The sequence below is a fragment of the Micromonospora sp. U21 genome (assembly GCF_018070045.1).
In the GTDB taxonomy this organism is placed as follows: Bacteria; Actinomycetota; Actinomycetes; order Mycobacteriales; family Micromonosporaceae; genus Micromonospora.
The window spans coordinates 18,458-36,804 of record NZ_JAGPYK010000027.1 but is presented as its reverse complement, the minus strand read 5'-3'; the positions used below and the strand labels follow the sequence as shown (position 1 = coordinate 36,804).

At 70.2% G+C, this 18,347-nt stretch carries 14 protein-coding genes and 2 pseudogenes; 13 read left to right on the top strand and 3 right to left on the bottom strand.

Annotated elements, in window-relative coordinates:
- Positions 1-85: 85 nt before the first annotated feature.
- Positions 86-2,341 (bottom strand): NB-ARC domain-containing protein, encoded by a 2,256-nt coding sequence (locus KBX63_RS26940; protein ID WP_210916048.1) that lies wholly within the window; start codon positions 2,339-2,341, stop codon positions 86-88.
- Between the two features lie 101 nt (positions 2,342-2,442).
- Positions 2,443-3,135, bottom strand: coding sequence for an AfsR/SARP family transcriptional regulator (locus tag KBX63_RS26935; protein ID WP_210916045.1), 693 nt, complete (start codon positions 3,133-3,135; stop codon positions 2,443-2,445).
- Between the two features lie 167 nt (positions 3,136-3,302).
- Here KBX63_RS26935 and KBX63_RS26930 point away from each other — a divergent pair, with 167 nt between their 5' ends.
- The 8 genes and pseudogenes from KBX63_RS26930 to KBX63_RS26895 form a co-directional block, all read left to right on the top strand.
- Positions 3,303-3,863 (top strand): dihydrofolate reductase family protein, encoded by a 561-nt coding sequence (locus tag KBX63_RS26930; protein WP_210916043.1) that lies wholly within the window; start codon positions 3,303-3,305, stop codon positions 3,861-3,863.
- A gap of 176 nt (positions 3,864-4,039) precedes the next feature.
- The gene (locus KBX63_RS26925) at positions 4,040-4,297 is read left to right on the top strand and encodes a hypothetical protein (protein ID WP_210916042.1); all 258 of its coding nucleotides are present in this window, start codon (positions 4,040-4,042) and stop codon (positions 4,295-4,297) included.
- 73 nt (positions 4,298-4,370) lie between these two features.
- Positions 4,371-5,081 carry a 3'-5' exonuclease gene (locus tag KBX63_RS26920; protein ID WP_210916041.1) on the top strand — a complete coding sequence of 237 codons (711 nt, stop codon included), beginning with the start codon at positions 4,371-4,373 and terminating at the stop codon, positions 5,079-5,081.
- 652 nt (positions 5,082-5,733) lie between these two features.
- A complete protein-coding gene (locus KBX63_RS26915; protein WP_210916040.1) occupies positions 5,734-7,818 on the top strand; it encodes an NPCBM/NEW2 domain-containing protein in 2,085 nt (694 codons plus the stop codon).
- Positions 7,819-8,397: 579 nt separating this feature from the next.
- A complete protein-coding gene (locus KBX63_RS26910) occupies positions 8,398-8,646 on the top strand; it encodes an FCD domain-containing protein (protein ID WP_247663253.1) in 249 nt (82 codons plus the stop codon).
- Positions 8,643-9,131, top strand: a complete 489-nt coding sequence (locus KBX63_RS26905; RefSeq protein ID WP_210916037.1) for a helix-turn-helix domain-containing protein — start codon at positions 8,643-8,645, stop codon at positions 9,129-9,131. The genes KBX63_RS26910 and KBX63_RS26905 overlap by 4 nt, the downstream gene beginning before the upstream one ends.
- An 84-nt stretch (positions 9,132-9,215) precedes the next feature.
- A complete protein-coding gene (locus KBX63_RS26900) occupies positions 9,216-9,749 on the top strand; it encodes an integrase core domain-containing protein (RefSeq protein ID WP_307871861.1) in 534 nt (177 codons plus the stop codon).
- Between the two features lie 26 nt (positions 9,750-9,775).
- A pseudogene (locus KBX63_RS26895) lies at positions 9,776-9,970 on the top strand (IS6 family transposase); the annotation flags it as partial.
- A 57-nt stretch (positions 9,971-10,027) separates the two neighbouring features.
- On the opposite strand, the gene tnpA reads toward KBX63_RS26895, so the two are convergent.
- Positions 10,028-10,459, bottom strand: coding sequence for an IS200/IS605 family transposase (gene tnpA / locus KBX63_RS26890; RefSeq protein WP_210916035.1), 432 nt, complete (start codon positions 10,457-10,459; stop codon positions 10,028-10,030).
- 23 nt (positions 10,460-10,482) lie between these two features.
- Between tnpA and KBX63_RS26885 the strand changes: the two genes are divergently transcribed.
- The 5 genes and pseudogenes from KBX63_RS26885 to KBX63_RS26865 all read left to right on the top strand — a co-directional run bounded on the left by KBX63_RS26885 (position 10,483) and on the right by KBX63_RS26865 (position 18,168).
- Positions 10,483-11,658, top strand: coding sequence for an RNA-guided endonuclease TnpB family protein (locus tag KBX63_RS26885; RefSeq protein WP_210916031.1), 1,176 nt, complete (start codon positions 10,483-10,485; stop codon positions 11,656-11,658).
- 37 nt (positions 11,659-11,695) lie between these two features.
- A pseudogene (locus tag KBX63_RS26880) lies at positions 11,696-12,180 on the top strand (transposase); the annotation flags it as partial.
- 668 nt (positions 12,181-12,848) lie between these two features.
- Complete coding sequence (locus KBX63_RS26875) at positions 12,849-15,995, top strand: OmpL47-type beta-barrel domain-containing protein (RefSeq protein ID WP_210916029.1); 3,147 nt, start codon at positions 12,849-12,851, stop codon at positions 15,993-15,995.
- Positions 15,996-16,018: 23 nt separating this feature from the next.
- A complete protein-coding gene (locus tag KBX63_RS26870; protein WP_210916028.1) occupies positions 16,019-16,984 on the top strand; it encodes a sugar phosphate isomerase/epimerase in 966 nt (321 codons plus the stop codon).
- On the top strand, positions 16,981-18,168 hold the full coding sequence (locus KBX63_RS26865) for a multicopper oxidase domain-containing protein (RefSeq protein WP_210916027.1): 1,188 nt from the start codon (positions 16,981-16,983) through the stop codon (positions 18,166-18,168). Before KBX63_RS26870 ends, KBX63_RS26865 begins: the two co-directional genes overlap by 4 nt.
- The last annotated feature ends 179 nt before the right edge of the window (positions 18,169-18,347 follow it).

Sequence of the window (18,347 nt, the reverse complement as noted above, 5' to 3'; positions counted from 1 at the left end):
TTTGCAAGCCGGCGCCGTCGCCGAGTGCGGGGACGAGGCGTCGCAAACTCGATGGGCACGGGAAGGTCCGGGCTCGCCGAGGGTGTCACGGTAACCCGCGGGGCGGGGCGGGGATCTTTGCGCGTAGTCCGGCGGATACGGCGGGGTCCATGTGCTCGGTGAGCAGCATGGCTTCGTCCCACGATTCGCGCGCGGCTTCGATGTGCCCTGCGGCTTGTAAGGCGTCGCCGAGCCTGGCGAGGGCGTGTGCGGCGTGGATTCGGCTGCCTACCGCGCGGAACAGGGCAACCGCCTGCTGGAGGAGCATCACGGACTGCTCGGCGCGGTCTTGGTCGAGTGCTACCTCACCCAGACCGCACAGCGCGTGAGCTTCCGCGAGCGCGTCGTGAGCCGTACGCGCGAGGTCACGCGCCTGCGAGAGGACGTCGTGGGCCGCCGCTGACGAACCCTCACGCAGCCTAGTGGAGCCGAGGCCGGTCAGGATGTGCGCCTCGCCGGCGACATCGCCCGCGCCCCGGGCGAGGGCTAGCGCCTCGGCCAGCGTGTCGGCGGCCAGGCCCACTTCACCTGCTTGCAGCTGCGCCTGGCCGGTCCGGTGCAGGGCCTGAGCCACGATCCTCGGGTTGCCCGATGCGCGGGCGTGGTGGATCGCTTCGGCCAGCAACCGGTCGGCCACGGGGACGTCGTCGTGCAGGAGGCTGATGCCGGCAAGTACCTGCAGGATGTAGGCGGTCTCGCTGTCGAAGCGAAGGGACCGGGTGGTGGCCAGGGCCCGCCGCAGCAGAGGGACCGCCTCGGCCGTCCGGCCTTGGCCGTAGTACACGAACGCCCGCCCCCGGATCGCGACGGCGACGCCCCGTTCGTCGTGAAGCTGCTGAAGGATAATTTCTGCCGCGGCCAGGTGCCGCTCGGCGTCGTCGTGGCTGCGCAGCCCGGAGGCGTGGGTACCGAGCTCGAGCAGCACCGCCGCCTCGCGTTTGCGGTCGGCTGCCTGGCGGGCGGCGTGCAGCGCGGCGGTGAGCACGGCGAGCGCGTCGTCCTTGTAGGCGCGGAGGATGAGGAACTGCCGGATGGCTATGGCAAGGGCCCAGCAGAGGTCTGGCAGCCGTATCCGCGCGGCCTGGTGGACAGCGGCGGTGATCAGCACGTGTTCGCGTTCGAACCACAGGTTCGGGTCAGCCGTCACCTCGTCCACCAGCTCCGCGGGTGGTGACCAGGTCGGTGACCGGTCGGAGAGCTGCATCGGATCGTGCGCGTCGGGCGCCGCGGCGGCGCGGCTGAGGCACAGCACGGCGTCGAGGGCCCGGGCGAGAGCGGCGGATCGTTGCGCGGCCGGTTCGTCGGCGGCCAGCCGCTGGCGGGCGAAGCCGCGGATCAGGTCGTGGAAGCGGTAGTGGCTGTGCAGGCCGCGGCCGGTCCCGACGGTTTCTACCAGGTGTGCGTCGACCAGCTCGTCCAGGCAGTCCTGAGCCTCGTCCAGTGGTCGGTCTAACAACGCCGCAGCGGTCCAGCTGGCGAAGACGTGTGCGTCGACGGTGGCCAGCAGTCGGAAGAGCCGCCGCGCCGGCGGGCTGAGGGCGTCGTGGATCAGCCTGACGCCGGCGCGAACAGCCATCCCGCCGTGGATGAGCTCGTCGAGCCTGCGCTCCTCGTCGGCGAGGCGGTCGGACATCTGGCGAATGCTCCAATGCGGTCGCGCAGCCAGCCGCGCGCCCGCGATCCGCAACGCCAGAGGCAGATGCCCGCACAGGTCGGCCAGGCTGCGGGTGTGGTCGGCCTCCTGGCGTACCCGATCGCTGCCGATGATGCGGGACAGCAGCTCGAGCGACTGCCCAGGATCGAACCGTCCAAGGCCGACGCCGGTGGCCCCGGCGAGCCCGGGCAGCCGCCGCCGGCAGGTCAGCATGACCGCGCATGAGCGGCCGCCGGGAATCAGCGGGACAACGCTGTCTTCGCCGTCGACGTCGTCCAGGACGATCAGGACACGCCGGTCGGCCAGCAGGTTGCGGAACATCTCCGCCCGCTCGTCGACGCCGTCCGGGATCAACGCGCCGTGCACGCCGAGCATGCGCAGAAAACGCTGCAGGATCTGTGCCGGCCGGACCGGATGAGCGGTGGCCGCGTGGACGTTCGCGAACAGCTGGCCGTCCGGAAAGCGGTCCACCAAGCCGTGGGCGGCATGCACTGCCAAGATTGTCTTCCCCACGCCGGCGCGCCCAGAGATGATCACGACCGGGACGGCGAGACGACTGTCGCCGCCGTCCGTCGCCTCCACCGCGCGGCGGATGGCGCCGAGGTGATCGAGGCGCCCGGCAAAGTCCGCGATGGTGGCGGGCAGCATCCGGGGGATGGCCGACCGGTGGGTGCCCTCCGGGGCGCCCGTCCGCGCCGCAGCGCGCCGATCTGGGAGGTGACCGCGCAGAACGGCCAGGTGAACGGCGGTCAGCTCGGCGGACGGTCACTTCCCAGCTCGTCGGCGAGCGTGCGCCGAGCCTGCTCGAAGACGGTCAACGCCTCTCCCTGCCGCCCGGCCCCCGCCAGCGCCCTCATGAGCAGGGCGTAGAGGCGTTCCCGCAGTGGATTGGTGGCCACCAGCTCACGCAGCTCGGCCACCACCGGGCCGAGGTTGCTGTCCGGCAGCGCTGCTTCGATCCGGTCCTCCGCCGCGGCGATCCGCAACTCTTCCAGCCGTGCGGCCCGGGCCGCCGCGAACGGTGCGGCACCGACGTCGGCCAGGGCAGGGCCGCGCCACAGCCGCAGCGCCTCGCCCAAAAGCCCCGCCGCCCGCGCATGGTCACCCTGGTCGAGGGCCCTGCGGCCGGCATCGGCCAACCGCTCGAACCGGTGCGCGTCGACATCGTCGGCGTCGACCGCGAGGCGGTAACCGGCCGGGTGTGACACCACCACGTCGCCGAGCAGCCGGCGCAGTCGGGCCACCTGCGATCGCAGTGCGTTGACCGCGCCGGCGGGCGGCTCCGCGCCGTACAACCCGTCGACCAGGCGCTCGATCGTGACGATCTCACCGCCCGCGGTCAGAAGCAGGGCCACCAGCGCCCGAAGCCCGGGTCCGCCAACCGCCAGCAGCTGGCCGTCGCCGCGGTCGACCTGCGTCGGGCCCAGGATGCCGAACTTCATCCCAGCATTGTCGCGATCCGCCCACCGGCCCGCCATCCACCATGGCGGCTGCTGCCCGCGGTGCTCGCCCGGTGCCCGCCTGGTGCTCGCCCGGTCACCCGCCGCGGGCAGCCTGAACCTGCCTTCGCGGTCAACACCGAACCGCAAAACGTATCCAAGGGGGAGCAATGGGCAGGATCGTCGTCACCGAGTTCATCTCGATCGACGGGGTAATCGAAGACCCGGGAGGGTCGGAGGGATTCAAGCACGGCGGCTGGAGCATGGAGACCAGCTCCGGCGAGGAGGGCATGGTCTTCAAGTTCGAGGAGGCCAAGAACTCGGCGGCGCTGCTGCTCGGCAAGGTCACGTACGAGGAGTTCGCCCAGGCATGGCCGCCGCAGAAGCACGAATTCGCCGACCTGCTCAACACCATGCCCAAGTACGTCGTCTCAACGACCCTGCGAAATCCACAATGGAACAACACCCCCGTGCTGGCCGGCGACGCACCGACCGAGGTGGCGAGGCTGCGGCAGGCCGTGGACGGTGACATCGTCCATGGCAGCGCCACCTTGGTGCAGACGCTCATCGAGCATGACCTCGTTGACGAGCTGCGGCTGATCGTTTCGCCGGTCGTCCTGGGTGCCGGCAAGCGGCTGTTCGTTAACACGAGCGACAAGAAGACACTGCGCCTGGCCGAAGCGCGAGCGGTCGGCGACGGCGTCACGATCCTGATCTTCCAAAACCGATAGGGCCCGCATAGCCTGCCAGCCCACGCGGTCCATCCACCGTCCGGGCCCAGCCCGCGCCGCCGGCCCATGATCGACCCACGGTCGGCCGGCGGCGCGGGCGGCCCATGCCTGTACCGTTCGAGAACTCGGTCACGGGGCGTTGACGTGCGGGTTTGTGCGACGCCGGGCGTGGGTTGATGGCCATGCTGGCGACCGTGATCCTGTCGTGTGGGTACCTGTTCCTGTGCCAGATCATGCAGTTGATCGTGCTCGGCCTGCGCGGCGAACGGTCCAAAGAGGTCGAGATCCTTGTGCTGCGTCATCAGGTCGCGGTCTTGCGCCGGCAGGTGAGCCGTCCGGATCTTGAACCAGGGGACCGGGCGGCGGGACCGATGGTCACGACCGCGGCGCCCACCTTCACCCCAGCATCGACTGGGAAGCCGTGCGGGCGGTGAACCGGGCGAGCCGTCGCCGCTGCGCCGGCTGGCCCGCCGCCCGGTCGACCGCGCCGCCTTCGTCCGCCGGTGGGTGGCCGAGCTGGGCGACCGGCACGGCATCGAGGTCTGGGCGTGGTGGCACCGCGGCGCCGGCCGGTGGGAAATCGACTGGGAACGCGTTGACGGTGCGCCCACCCCGGCTGAGGTGAAGCAGGCAATCGCCACGCACCCATACCTGCGCGAGTACCGCCACCAGATCGCGATGTGCACCGAGGCCGGCGCGGCGGTCCGGTGGGCCCGCGCGATGCGCGAGCCCGGCGCCGCCGTGATCTTGGACTCGGAGACCACTGGCCTGGCCGGCTACCTGGTAGAGACCGCCGTGGTGGACGCGTGCACCGGGGAGCCGCTGCTGGACACCCTGGTCGCCCCCGGGTGCGAAGCCGAGCCGGAGGCCCGGTGGGTGCACGGCATCACCGACGACGAGCTGGCCGACGCGCCGCCCCTCGCTGAGGTCGTGCCGAAGCTGCTGCAGGTCACCGCCGGCCGTACCGTGCTGGCCTACAACGCCGAGTTCGACCACAACACCGTCGTACGGCACGCCGGCCGCGACGGCCTCGACCCGGCCCACCTCGGGGACATCGGCAACTGGTCGTGCCTCATGCACCGCCCGCTCCGACTGGCAGATGCGCCGCCGGTGGCTGCCACTGGGCGGCCGGCACCGCGCCCTAGCACGCCGCTGTTGGACTCCTTGACTCGGGCAGGTGCCGAATGCCACTACTGGATCTTCACAAGCGACGAGTGAGGCGCGACTTCTGGATGGATCAATCGTCGCCGCGACGCCGTGCGGGTGCCCTCGTGCCGCAGGTCAGGCGTCCGCTGACGTCGTCCCGGTCATGGTGAGGCGTCAGTGGCTGGACCGGGTTGCCGCAACAGGGATATGGCGTCGTCGACCGTGGCCAATCGGCGCGCTCGTCGCTCTACGGTGTCCGGTCTCGGTGCCTGGTCTGGTGGGGGGCTCGGGTCGGATGTGGACGGCCCTGAGCACTCTAGAACTCATAATTTACGAATTAACATTGACACATAGCTCTAACGGGATGCAAGATCTTCGAAACGAACCTCAGGAGTGCGGACATGACTGGTCTGGCAGCCCATCGTGGGGTGCCTCACAAGTCCCGGGGTGCGGTGCGCCGCGACGTACGTCGGCGGTTGTGCCACCTCCACGTCGGACACCTCGAGCGGGGCCTCCAGCGGGCCGACGTGAGCGGGACGACCGACGTGCTCCTCGGCACCGCCCCCGAAACGCGCGGTGCTGCTCCGGACTCCCACGCCGGTGCGCAACAAGCCCAGGCGCTGGAGTGAGGTCAAGCCGGAGTACAAGCAGGTCCAGAACGAGAAGAAGGCTGGCAAGTAGCCCGTCGTGGCGTCCGCCCATCCCGGCAGCAAAGGAATCCGATGTGAAACGACATGTGCTCACAGCCCTGCTCGCCCTCACGGCCGGTCTGCTGATCGTGCCGACACCGGCCCACGCCGGCCCAGCGGCCGGCACTGCCGCCGTCACGGCGCCAGCACCTCAGCAGGTGCTGAGCCCGACGCCGTACATGGGCTGGAACACATACTTCGGCCTGGGTGGCGATCCGACCGAGGCCGAGGTCAAGTCAACAGCCGACTACCTGGTCAGCAGCGGCCTGCGCGATGCCGGCTACCAGTACGTCTGGATTGACGGCAACTGGGCGGCGCCGACCCCACGCAACTCGGCCGGCCAACTGGTGGCCAACCCCGACCATTTCCCGAGTGGGATGGCTGAGCTCGCGCGCTACATCCACGCCAGGGGCCTGAAGGCCGGCATCTACACCGACGCCGGACCGTACATCCCCGGGAAGTGCGGACTCGGCAGCGGCGGCTACTACCAGCGCGACGCGGACCAGTTCGCCGTCTGGGAGTTCGACGCGGTGAAGGTGGATTTCCTCTGCGGGATCGCCGCAGACCTCGACCCGAAGACCGTGTTCACCGAGTTCGCGCAGGCGTTGCGGAACAACACCAGTGGACGGCCGATCCTCTTCAACCTGTGCAATCCGGTGACCTCGCCCGACTGGGGCAACTACCCGAAGGAGCAGCAGTCGACGTACTCCTGGACCTACGCTCCGGCTATCGCGCAGTCCTGGCGGACCTATACCGACGTGGGCTTCGTCGGGGACATCAAGTTCAAGGACGTGCTGCGCAACTATGACGCGAACGCGCGGCACCCCGAGGTCGCCGGGCCTGGTCACTTCAACGACCCGGACTACCTCGGCCCGCAGCTCGGGATGACCGACGAGGAATTCCGTACGCAGATGACGCTCTGGTCTGCGGCCGCCGCGCCGCTGGTGATCGGCAGCGACGCCCGCACGCTCAGTCAGACCTCTGTGGACATCCTCACCGACCCCGACGTGTTGGCGATCAACCAGGACCCTGCCGTCGTTCAGGCCGTCCGGGTCGGCCCCGCCGGCACGACCGAGACGTGGGTGAAGCGGCTGGCGAACGGCGATCGGGCCGTGGTGCTGCTGAACCGGGGCGACAGCCCGAAGATCCTCACCACGAAGGCGTCGTCGGTCGGCCTCTCCGGGGCGCGGTTCACCCTCAAGAACGCGTGGACCGACCAGGTCACCGAGAGCGCCGGCACCATCAGCGCCGCCGTTGCGGCCCACGGCGCGGCACTGTTCCGGGTCGGCCCGGCCCGCGGCCTACCGGGTGTCCCACACGTGACCGCCGGCCTCCCGCTGGTGACGCAGGTCGGTGGTGACCCGATGCCAGAGGGCACGGCGCCGGTGGTCGCCGGTGGTGACGAGGCGCGCGTCGAGGTCACCGTACGCAATGACGGTGTGCTGCCGGTACTCGCGCCGCAAGTGACGTTGGCGGCGCCGGCCGCCTGGACGGTCCGCCCCCTCAGCCGCGCGCCGATCCTGCTGGCCCGCGGCGACTCCGCCACCTTCGCCTTCGCGGTGACCCTCCCGGCCGCTGCCGCTCCCGGCGATGCCGTGCTGACCGCCACCACCTCGTACGACGTGATCGGGCACGGACGGTTGCGGCAGGCGACGGTCTCGGCGGTGGTGGTCGCGCCGGCGCCACCGGACGGCGAGGTCATACTGTCGCACCACCAGTGGATCAGCGCCACCAGCGGCTGGATGAGCCCGACCATCGATCGCAGCGTCGGCGGCGGGTCGCCGATCAGCATGCTCGGCCAGGTGTACCCGACCGGCATCGGGGTGGCGTCGCCGTCCACGGTCCGCTACTACGTCGGCGACAAGTGCAGCGGGCTGACCGCGACCGTCGGCCTGGACGACGCGGTCCGCAACGTCGGACCTGGGGGCGCGACCTCGACCTTCCAAGTGATCGGCGACGGCCGGGTCCTGTTCGACAGCGGTGTGCTGACCCGCGACGACATCCGCCAGGTCGACGTCGACCTGACCGGCGTCCGGGTGCTCGACCTGCTGGTCGGCGACGCGGGCGACGGCGGCTACAACGACCGCACGAACTGGGCCGGCCTGAACGCCACCTGCTGAACGGGGACAGTCGCACCCAGGTGACGGTTCACCTGGGTGCGACTGTCGTTACCGGGTTTGCCTCCGCGCGAGGAGGAGGAACTCGCCGTCGCCCTGGCCTATGGGCTGCTGCCTGGTCCATCCGCCGTAGTGCGTTCGACGCCGGATCCCGCGGCTCGCAGCCAGGCGTCTAGCTGATCCTCCGTCCGGAAGCGCAGCGCGCCGGGCTGATGAATCTTCCGCCAGGAATGTTTAGTGGCGGGTGAAGCTCATGTCGCGGCGGTGAACGGCGGCCACCGCCGTGTCGAACGGCCGGTGCGGGAGCGCCTGGGACGTCCCTTCGATCCATCGCACCTGCTTGGCGCCGGGCCTGGTCCGAGCGGCGTCGAGTGCGGGGTCAACAGGCTTGGCGAGGATTCTGGGTCCCGTCGCCGGCGGCCACAGACGTGGGGCGGCGGCGGTCAGCGATCGGATCAGGTGCTCGGGCACCCGTGTCCAGAAATGGGATCGGGTCAGTCGCGGCGCAGGACGAACAGTTCCGCGTCGTGGTCCCCGGCCCACTGCACTGGCAGGCCCGCTGCCGTGAGGTCGCTAGCGGAGATGGCCGCCGCGAACGGCAATCCGGCCGCCGCCGTAACCGCCGACCTGAGCTTCCATCGCGCACTGCTGCCCGCCACGCACAACGAGTTGCTGGAGCGCATGGAGGTGGTCCTGGAGACCGGCCTCGCCGAACGCGACCGCCTGGTCCACGGCGGCGAGCCTGTACCGCTCGGAAACTCGGTCACCTGGGTTGACGTGCGGTTTTGTACGACGTCCAGCCAGGCATTGGCGGCATGCTCGCGGTCATGATCCTGTCGTTTGGGTACCTGATACTGCGCCAGGTCCTGCAGCTGTTGATCCAGGGGATGCGCGGCGACCGGGCCAAGGATGTGGAGATCCTGGTGTTGCGCCATCAGGTCGCTGTGCTGCGTCGCCAGGTCACCCGCCTCGATCTGGAACCCGCCGACCGCGCCGTGCTGGCGGCTCTGTCCCGGCTGCTGCCGCGGCCACGTTGGCCGGCGTTCGTCGTCACCCCTGCCACGCTGCTGCGCTGGCATCGCGACCTGGTCGCCCGACGATGGACCTATCCCCGAGCGAGACTCGGCCGTCCGCCCATCGCGGCGGAGGTCCGCGCCCTGGTGCTGCGGCTGGCGGCCGAGAACCCGAGCTGGGGCCATCGCCGGATCCAGGGCGAGCTGGTCGGGCTGGGCTACCCGATCGCCGCCAGAACGGTGTGGACGATCCTGCACACCGCCGGTATCGACCCGGCGCCGCGTCGGGCCGGCCCCACCTAGACCCAGTTCCTCACCACCCAGGCGAAAGGCATCCTGGCCTGCGACTTTCTGCACGTCGACACCATCGGGCTGACCCGCATCTACGTGCTGTTCCTGATGGAAGTCGCCACCCGGCGGGTGCACATCCTCGGCGCCACCACCCATCCCACCGGCGAGTGGGTCGCCCAGCAGGCCCGCAACCTCGTCATCGATCTCGGCGAGCGAATCGGCCTGTTCAGGTTCCTGATCCGAGACCGCGACACCAAGTACACATACGCCATCGACACCGTCTTCACCAGCGAAAACGTCGAAATCGTCCGCACACCGCCGCAGGCCCCACGGGCCAACGCGTTCGCCGAGCGCTGGGTGCGCACCGTACGCCGCGAGTGCCTGGATCGGATGCTCATCTACGGACAACGGCACCTGCTGGCCATTCTGGGCGAGTACACCGCGCATTACAACGAGCACCGCCCGCATCAGGGCCGCCAGCAACGGCCACCCAACCTGGACGCGCTGCCGGCACCGGTCGCCGACCTCGCCGCGCGGCGCGGGTCCGCGGGCATCAAGATCGCCAATGGGTGGATCAGTGGGCTCTGTTGCATTGAACGTCGGCAAGATCGAGGCAGGCTTGAGCAGTGAAGTCATCGACCCGACCTGGACCATGGCTGCCTCCGACGTCCGCGTTCGCCGGGTTCCGGTTCCCACCGGAGGTGATCGTGGTCGCGGTTCGCTGGTATCTACGCTTCAACCTGTCGTATCGCGACGTTGAGGAGCTGCTGGTCGAGCGTGGCGTGGAGGTCGATCACGTCACCGCCTACCGGTGGGTGCAGCGGTTCACCCCACTGCTGGCCGACGCCGCCCCCTTCAGCAGTGAATAAGGCGGGATCCCCGGCCGTTTACGGCCGGGAGGAACGCCGTCACGGACCTGGACGCTTCTGGTTCTCGATGTACTCCTTGACCACACCTAGTGGGGCACCGCCGCACGAGGCGGCGAAGTACGACGGCGACCACAGGTGACCGCCCCACAGATACTGACTGAGGTGGGACGAGAACTCCTGACGCAGATACCGGGCCGAGACACCCTTGAGCGAGTTGACCAACTTCGACAGAGCCACGGCTGGCGGGTAGTGCACGAGCAGGTGGACGTGGTCGTCTTCGCCGTTGAACTCGCGCAGCTGCGCGCCGAAGTCTTCGCACACCTGGGCCATGACCTGCTGGCAGCGGGTGAGGATCGGATCGGTGAGGGCGCCGCGTCGGTACTTGGTGGTGAAGACCAAGTGCGCGTGAAGATTGTGGACGACACTGCGACCCCTGCGCACGTTTGGGTCGGGGGTCCATCGAGGTGACATGGACCAAATGATACGATGGGCTGGTGAAGCTGGTCGTGCAGGTGAAGCTGCTGCCGACGTCGGAGCAGGCGTCCGCGCTGACGGCGACTCTGCGCGCCTGCAACGAGGCGGCGTCCGATGTGGCGCGGATGGCCCGCGACATCGACTGCTACCGCAACTACGACCTGCGCCGGCACGCATACCACGGCATCAGGACCGACTACCGGCTCGGGGCGCAGGCCGCGCAGCACGTCATCAAGAAGGTCGCCGACGCCTACACCACGCTGCACGCCAACATCACGGCCGGTAACTACGGCAAGCCAGGGTCGCAGCGCCGGCGGCGGGTCGAGGCGACGCCGGTCCGATTCCGGTGGGACGCCGCGCAGCCGTACGACGCCAGGATGCTGTCGTGGCAGTCCGACTCGCGCACCGTGTCGATCTGGACGATCGACGGACGGTGCAAGGGTGTCGCCTACACCGGTTCGCCCGAGCAGCTCAAGGCCGTGGCCGAGTTGCCGGTCGGGGAATCCGACCTCGTGCACCGCGACGGCACGTGGTTTCTGTGCGCCACTGTCGAGGTTGCCGAAGCTGATCCGGTCGACCCGCAGGGGTTCCTTGGCGTAGATCTCGGCGTGGTGAACATCGCCACCGACTCCGACGGGCGGGTGTACGCCGGGGAGAAGCTGAACCGCTACCGGCGGCGGCAGCTACGACTGCGCGCCCGTCTGCAAGCCAAGGGCACCAAGTCCGCGCGGCGCCTGCTGGCCCGGCGCAAGCGCAAGGAAGCGCGGCATGCCACCGACACCAACCATGTGATCTCGAAAAGCATCGTGGCCGAGGCCGCACGCACCTCGCGCGGGGTCGCCGTCGAGCAGTTGACGGGGATCCGGCAGAGGGTACGGCTGCGCAAGCCCCAACGGGCCGCGGTGCATTCGTGGGCGTTCGCCCAGCTCGGCTCTTTCCTGACCTACAAGGCTCGCCGGGCCGGTGTCGCTCTTGTCCAGGTCGACCCGGCGTACACCTCGCAGACGTGTGCGCAGTGTGGTCACCGGGACAAGCGGAACCGGCCCGACCAGGCCACCTTCATCTGCCGGTCGTGCGGGGTCGTTGCCCACGCCGATCGGAATGCGGCCGTCAACATCGCCCAGCGCGGTGTGGACGGCTGGGGAGCAGTCAATCGCCCACACGCGGCACCTCGTTGCACCCAGCAGCGGGGTTGATCTGCAAGCCCGCCCATTCATGGGCGGGTAGTTGACTCGCCACTCGCCAGGTGACCGCTGGTTCGTCGATGAGACGTACGTGAAGGTCAACGCTTGTGGCGGTACGTGTACCGGGTGGTCGACCAGGACGGGCATGTCATCGACGTGCTGGTCTCGGCCCGCCGGGACGCCGAAGCGGCCCGCAGGTTCTTTCGCCGGGCGCTGTCGACATTGAAGGTGACACCCAGCGAGGTCGTCACCGAGGCCGCGCCGGTCTACCCCGGTGTGCTGGATGAGCTGATCCCGTCCGCCTGGCACCACGTCGAGCAGTACGCCAATAACCCGATCGAGGCTGATCACAGCCAGCTTAAACACCGGTTGAGACCGATGCGCGGGCTACGAACAGACAAGACAGCACAAGTGATCATCGCCGGCCACGCGTTCATGCAGAACCTGCGCCGCGGACACTACGGACTCGCCATCGACACCCCGCCCGCTCTGCGGGTCGCCGCCGCGTTCACCGAACTCGCCCAAGCGATCTGACCACGGGGGCCGACACGGGTTCAACGCGTCCACCATCCGGCAATGCAACAGCGGCCACCTGACCCTCCCACCAATTCATCGTTCGATATGGATGTCTGACCTGATGTAACGCACTTGTGGTCGGCAACGCTACTGACTTTCGTCGTTTCAGAGAAAAGTAGAGCAGAGGGCGACGAAAGCTCTGGACAGGGCGAGACCAACTTAGTAGTGTCCGTAACCATCAATATGTTTCATCGAGATTAACCGGCGGCGCGGTGAGTCTCGATCGATGGCCCCAGGCGGCGCAACACGTCCGGCGGCGACCGACTCGACCAGGGATGGCACCCCGGGTCAGCGGTACGACCCGTGGCCCGCAGATGCTGTGGGTTTGACCGATGTTCGTCCCTACTCGATGACGCCTCCTCAGCTCCGAGGCGCAACCCTCACCCCATCAGCTCCACGCTGAACGCCGTCCGACGACGCGTGCGATCCGGCTCGCCCGCGGACCAGGACCGAGTCCATCCACACCGGACGGCCGTGGCATCCGCCCCGGCCGGGGATCCCGTGCGGCCAGGAGGGGGCCACGCGGTTCGCCGCTCGGGCGACATATCTCGACAAGAGGTGATCTGGCACCGACGGGGGACGTCTGCCCTGCCGGCGCACGCCTCGAACCTGGGAGAGAGGCATTGATGAACGGATACCCACCTCCCGGCCGGCTCCCGGCCGGCCGGTTGCGGAAATCGATCGCGGCCGTCACCACGGCCGCCCTGGTGTGGGTGACCGCCGGGCTGGTGGCGGTGCCGGCGAGCGCGCGCCCGGTCGACCTGCAACCGTCGACCACCGCCGTCGCGCCGTCGCCGCCGCGCCAGTTGCAGGCCCAGGTGCTCACCTGGACCGCCGGTGACAACTTCCTCGCGTACCGCTCCGCCCCGGCCACCGCGGTCGCCGGGCCGACGACGCTGGTCTTCGAGAACAGCGACGCGACCGGCAACACCACCGGCATGCAGCACACCCTGACGTTCGACACCGGCAACCCGGCGTACAACAGCGACGTCGACGTGAACATCCTGGCCGATCCGACGGACGCCAACGGCGGCCGGTGGACCGTCGACGTGGTCCTCTCCCCGGGCACCTACCGCTACTTCTGCGCGATCCCCGGCCATGGCGGAATGAACGGGCTCCTGGTCGTCACCGGTGGCAACTCGGACACCACCCCGCCGACCGTGGCGGCCGCGGTCACCGGTGAGCGCGACGGCAACGGCGCCTACCTGGGCGCGGCGACGGTGACGCTGTCGGCGACCGACAGCGGATCGGGAGTGAGCCGGGTCGAGTACTCCCTGGACGGCGGGACCTACGGCACCTACTCGGCGCCGGTCACCGTGAACCAGCCGGGCTTGCACACGCTGACCTACCGGGCCACCGACCAGGCCGGCAACACCTCGACCCCGCAGTCGGTGTCGTTCACAGTGGTGGAGCCGCCGGCCCCGGACACCACCCCGCCGACCGTGGCCGCCGCGGTCACCGGCCAGCGCGACGGCACCGGCGCGTACGTCGGCACCGCCACCGTCACCCTCACCGCCGTCGACACCGAGTCCGGTGTCGACCGGGTCGAGTACTCCCTGGACGGCGGCGCGTACGCCGGCTACTCGGCGCCGGTCACGGTGAGCCAGCCGGGTCAGCACACGGTGAGTTACCGGGCCACCGACAAGGCGGGGAACACCTCGGCCGCGCAGTCGATGTCGTTCACCGTGGTCGAACCCCCGAAACCGGACACCACCCCACCCACCGCCTCGGCCGCGCTCACCGGTGAGCGCGACGACAGCGGGGCGTACGTGGGCTCGGCGACGGTGACCCTGTCGGCCACCGACACCGAGTCGGGCGTCGACCGGGTCGAGTACTCCCTGGACGGCGGGCCGTACGCCGGCTACTCGGCGCCGGTCACCGTGAGCCAGCCGGGTCAGCACACGCTGAGTTACCGGGCCACCGACAAGGCGGGCAACACCTCGGCCGCGCAGTCGGTGTCGTTCACCGTGGTGCGGCCGCCCGCGCCGGACACCACCCCGCCCACCGCCTCGGCCGGCGTGACCGGCCAGCGGAACGACGCCGGCGCGTACGTGGGGTCGGCGACGGTGACCTTGTCGGCCACCGACACCGAGTCGGGCGTCGACCGGATCGAGTACGCCCTCGACGGCGGCGCGTACGCCGCCTACTCGGCGCCGGTGAGCGTGAATCAGCCGGGCCAGCACACGGTGAGCTACCGGGCGACGGACAAGGCAGGGAACACCTCGGCCGCGCAGTCGGTGTCGTTCACGGTGGTGGAGCCGCCGGCGCAGGACACCACGCCGCCCACCGCGACCGCCGCGGTGACCGGCGAGCGGAACAGCGCCGGGGCGTACGTCGGGTCCGCCACGGTCACCATCTCGGCCACCGACGAGGGCAGCGGCGTGGACCGGATCGAGTACTCCCTCGACGGGCAGCCGTACGCCGGCTACCCGGCGCCGGTCACCGTCAACCAGGTCGGCCAGCACACGGTCAGTTACCGGGCCACCGACAAGGCCGGCAACACCTCGGCCGCGCAGTCGGTGTCGTTCACCGTGGTCGACCCGCCGGCCCCGGACACCACCCCGCCCACCGCCACCGCCACGCTCTCCGGCCAGCAGGACGACACCGGCGCCTACCTCGGCAGCGCCACCGTCACCCTCACCGCCGCGGACGCGGGCTCGGGCGTCGACCGGATCGAGTACGCCCTCGACGGTGGCACGTACGCCCGGTACTCGGCGCCGGTCACCGTCGACCAGCCGGGCGCGCACACGCTCAGCTACCGGGCCACCGACAAGGCCGGCAACACCTCGGGCGCCGCGTCGGTCACCTTCACCGTGGTCGCCAGCGGTCCTGCCGCCTGCCCGGTGCCGGACACCCGGCCGACGGTCTGGCTCGGCACGGTGGACAGCGGCGTACCCAACCGGGTGGTCGCGGACGCCTGCACGATCAACAACGCCATCCAGGACGAGCGGGCCTGGCCGAACCACGGCCAGTTCGTCAAGCACGTCACCGATGTCGCCGAGCACCTGCACCACCTGGGCGTGATCGACCACAAGGAGCACGGCCGCCTGGCCAGCGCCGCCGCCCGCTCGGGCGTCGGCAAGTCGGACGACAAGAGCGGCTACCAGCCGCTGCTGGACACCTCGGCGGCGTCGTTCAACCGGTGGGAGCACGTCGGGGCGGGCGGCTTCACCCGCGACGCCGACGGGTCGATCACCAGTCGCCCGGTCGCCGGCCTCGGCATGCTCTGGCTGCCCACGGCGACGTACGGGGACTTCTCGCTGAAGCTGCAGTGGCGCGACGACGCGCCCGGCGAAGGTCGCGCCAACAGCGGGGTCTTCGTCCGCTTCCCGGACGTGCACGGGCACCCGGCCGAGTCCCGGCCCGAGTGGGTGGCCATCAAGTACGGCCACGAACTGCAGATCTACGACCGGCCCGACGGCGACCAGTACAAGAGCGGGTCGGTGTACGGGTTCGACCGGGTCGACCTGGCCGGCGCGCGGGTCACCCCGAAGGGCACCTGGAACGACTACGAGATCCGGGTGGTGGGGCAGCACTACTCGGTCTACCGCAACGGTGAGCTGATCAACGAGTACGTCAACACCCCGGAAGCCGTGTTCAGCCCGCCCCGCGCGGATGACCCGGGCGGGGCCGGACGGCAGAGCGCCCGCGGCTACATCGGCCTGCAGAACCACGGCACCGCCGATGTCGTCAGCTTCCGCAACGTCCGGATCGCGCCACTGAGCCCGTGCTGCCCGGACGGGACGCCGTCCGCCTCCACCAGCTGCTGCTGACCGAGCGAAAGGACCACACCACCATGGCGAAGAACAGGATCGACCGTCGGGCGCTGCTCCGCGGCCTCGCCGGATCCACCGTCGCGGTCGGCGCGGCGAGCCTCGCCGGCGCGCTGCCGGCCGTCGCGGCGAGCGAATCGAGCGGCCGTCTGATCCCGCAGGGGCATCTGGGCATCCAGCTCTACAGCGTCCGCGACAAGATCGCCCAGCTCGGCTTCGCGGCGGTCTTCGAGGAGCTGTCCCGCATCGGCTACCGGGAGGTGGAGTTCGCCGGCTACACCCAGGGCAACGTCGGCCCGATCACTCCGGAGCAGATCCGGCAGCTGCTCGACGACAACGGGCTGAAGGCGGCGGGCAGCCACCGTGGGCTGGGTGACTTCCGCACCAACCTGGAGTGGGAGCTGGACGCCGCCGAGACGCTCGGCATGTCGGCGATCGGCACCGCGTCCGCGCCGACCGGCAACCGCACCATCGCCGGCTACCAGGCGGCCGCGGCGGAGTTCAACGCGTGGGGCGCCGCCGCCGCGGCCCGCGGGATCAAGCTCTACCAGCACAACCACACCATCGAATTCAGCTTCGCGACCGACCGGCCCGACGTGCGGCTCTACGACCTGTTCCTGGAGCTCACCGACCCGCGGTACGTGTTCCTGGAGATGGACATCCTGTGGGCGTACGGCGGGGCGCGGAAGTACCCGGGCTTCCGCCCGGTCGACTACGTCAACGCCCACCCGCACCGCTACCCGCTGTTCCACGTCAAGGACGGCGTCCCACTGCCCGACCCGCAGCAGGGCAACTCGTACCTGGACGTGGAGTTCGGCGCCGGGGTGATCCCGTTCGCAGAGTTCTTCACAGAGCTCGACGGGGGCGGACGGTTCACCTACCTGTGGGAGCAGGACACAGGGCCGAACGTGCAGCCCAACCCGCCCGGCTCGCTGGGCGCCGCCGAGCGCAGCTACCAGCGGATGGTCGACCTGCGGGGTGAGCGGTGACGGCCTGGCGGCTCACCGAGGACGCTCCGCCGCCCGAGGGCGCAGCGGCGGCTGAGGAGGGCCACTCGGCCGACCCCCGCCGCCCGCGGTCGAGCACCCGCCGGCTGTTGGTGGTGGCGGCGACCGTGCTGCTGACCCTGGTCGGCGCGGGCGGCCTGGCGATCGCCGGCACCGGCGTGCTCTCGGCCGAGCGGCCGGAGGGCTGCGTCAAGCCGGACCGCAGCATGCAGCTCTACGCGGTGGAGTTACCCAGGGACGGCACCCAGATCCGGCTCGGCTACGGCACCAGCCCGCAGACCGCCTCCTACCCGGGGCCGACCATGGAGATGATGGAGGGGGAGTGCCTCGCCATCACCCTGCACAACCTGGTGCCCGCCGCGACGCTGGAGCAGCTGCGCACCGACCCGGCGCACCCGCTGGGTGTGTCGCTGCACGTGCACGGGGTCAAGTACACCCAGCTCTCCGACGGCACCGTGCAGAGCAGCTCGTTCGTCCCGCCCGGCGAGTCACGCACGTACACCTGGTTCGCCCAGCAGCGCAACAGGAAGACCGGCTCGCCGGGCACGGCCGGCTACTGGTGGTACCACGATCACGTGGTGGGCGGCCCGCACGGCACCCAGGGCCTCGGCGCGGGACTCTTCGGCGGGCTGGTGGTGCGCCGACCCGGCGACCCGAAGCCCGACCGCACGTACACCGTGGTCTTCGGTGACCGGCAGAGCATCAACCTGCGCCGCGGCGCGGCCACCGACACCTGCGACGCGCAGAACCCGCAGCCCGGCCCGACCTGCCTGGTCGCCCGCAAGGGGGAGAAGGTGGAGTTCATCGTCGTCGGGATCGGCAATGACATGCACACCTTCCACCTGCACGGGCATTCCTGGGCGGACACCCGGACCGGCCTGGTGAGCAACGGGGAACCGTTCGCCGACAGCGTCCCGGTCATCGACAACAAGCCGCTCGGGCCGGGCGACTCGTTCGGGTTCCAGGTGGCGGCGGGCGACTCCGTCGGGCCGGGGCACTGGATGCTGCACTGCCACATGCAGTTCCACTCCGACGGCGGCATGTCGACGATGCTGCACGTCCTGGACGAGTCCGGGGCGATGCCCCCGGGCCACGACCACTCCCACCCGGCGACCGCCGCCGGCACCGGTGCCGCCACCGACACCGGCGAACACCAGCACAACTGAGCACCGGCGCCACCGCGCCGGTGACCGGGCCGGGGGCTGCTGGTCTGTCGGCGGACCAGCAGCCACCGGCGTGACCCCGCGCCCACGGCGGGCTCCCCAGCCATCCACCAGTCCGCCGCAATGTCCCGCACCCACCCCCAACCCGTCCGGGCGTCGCCGGTGGTCCCACGCACCGGTGT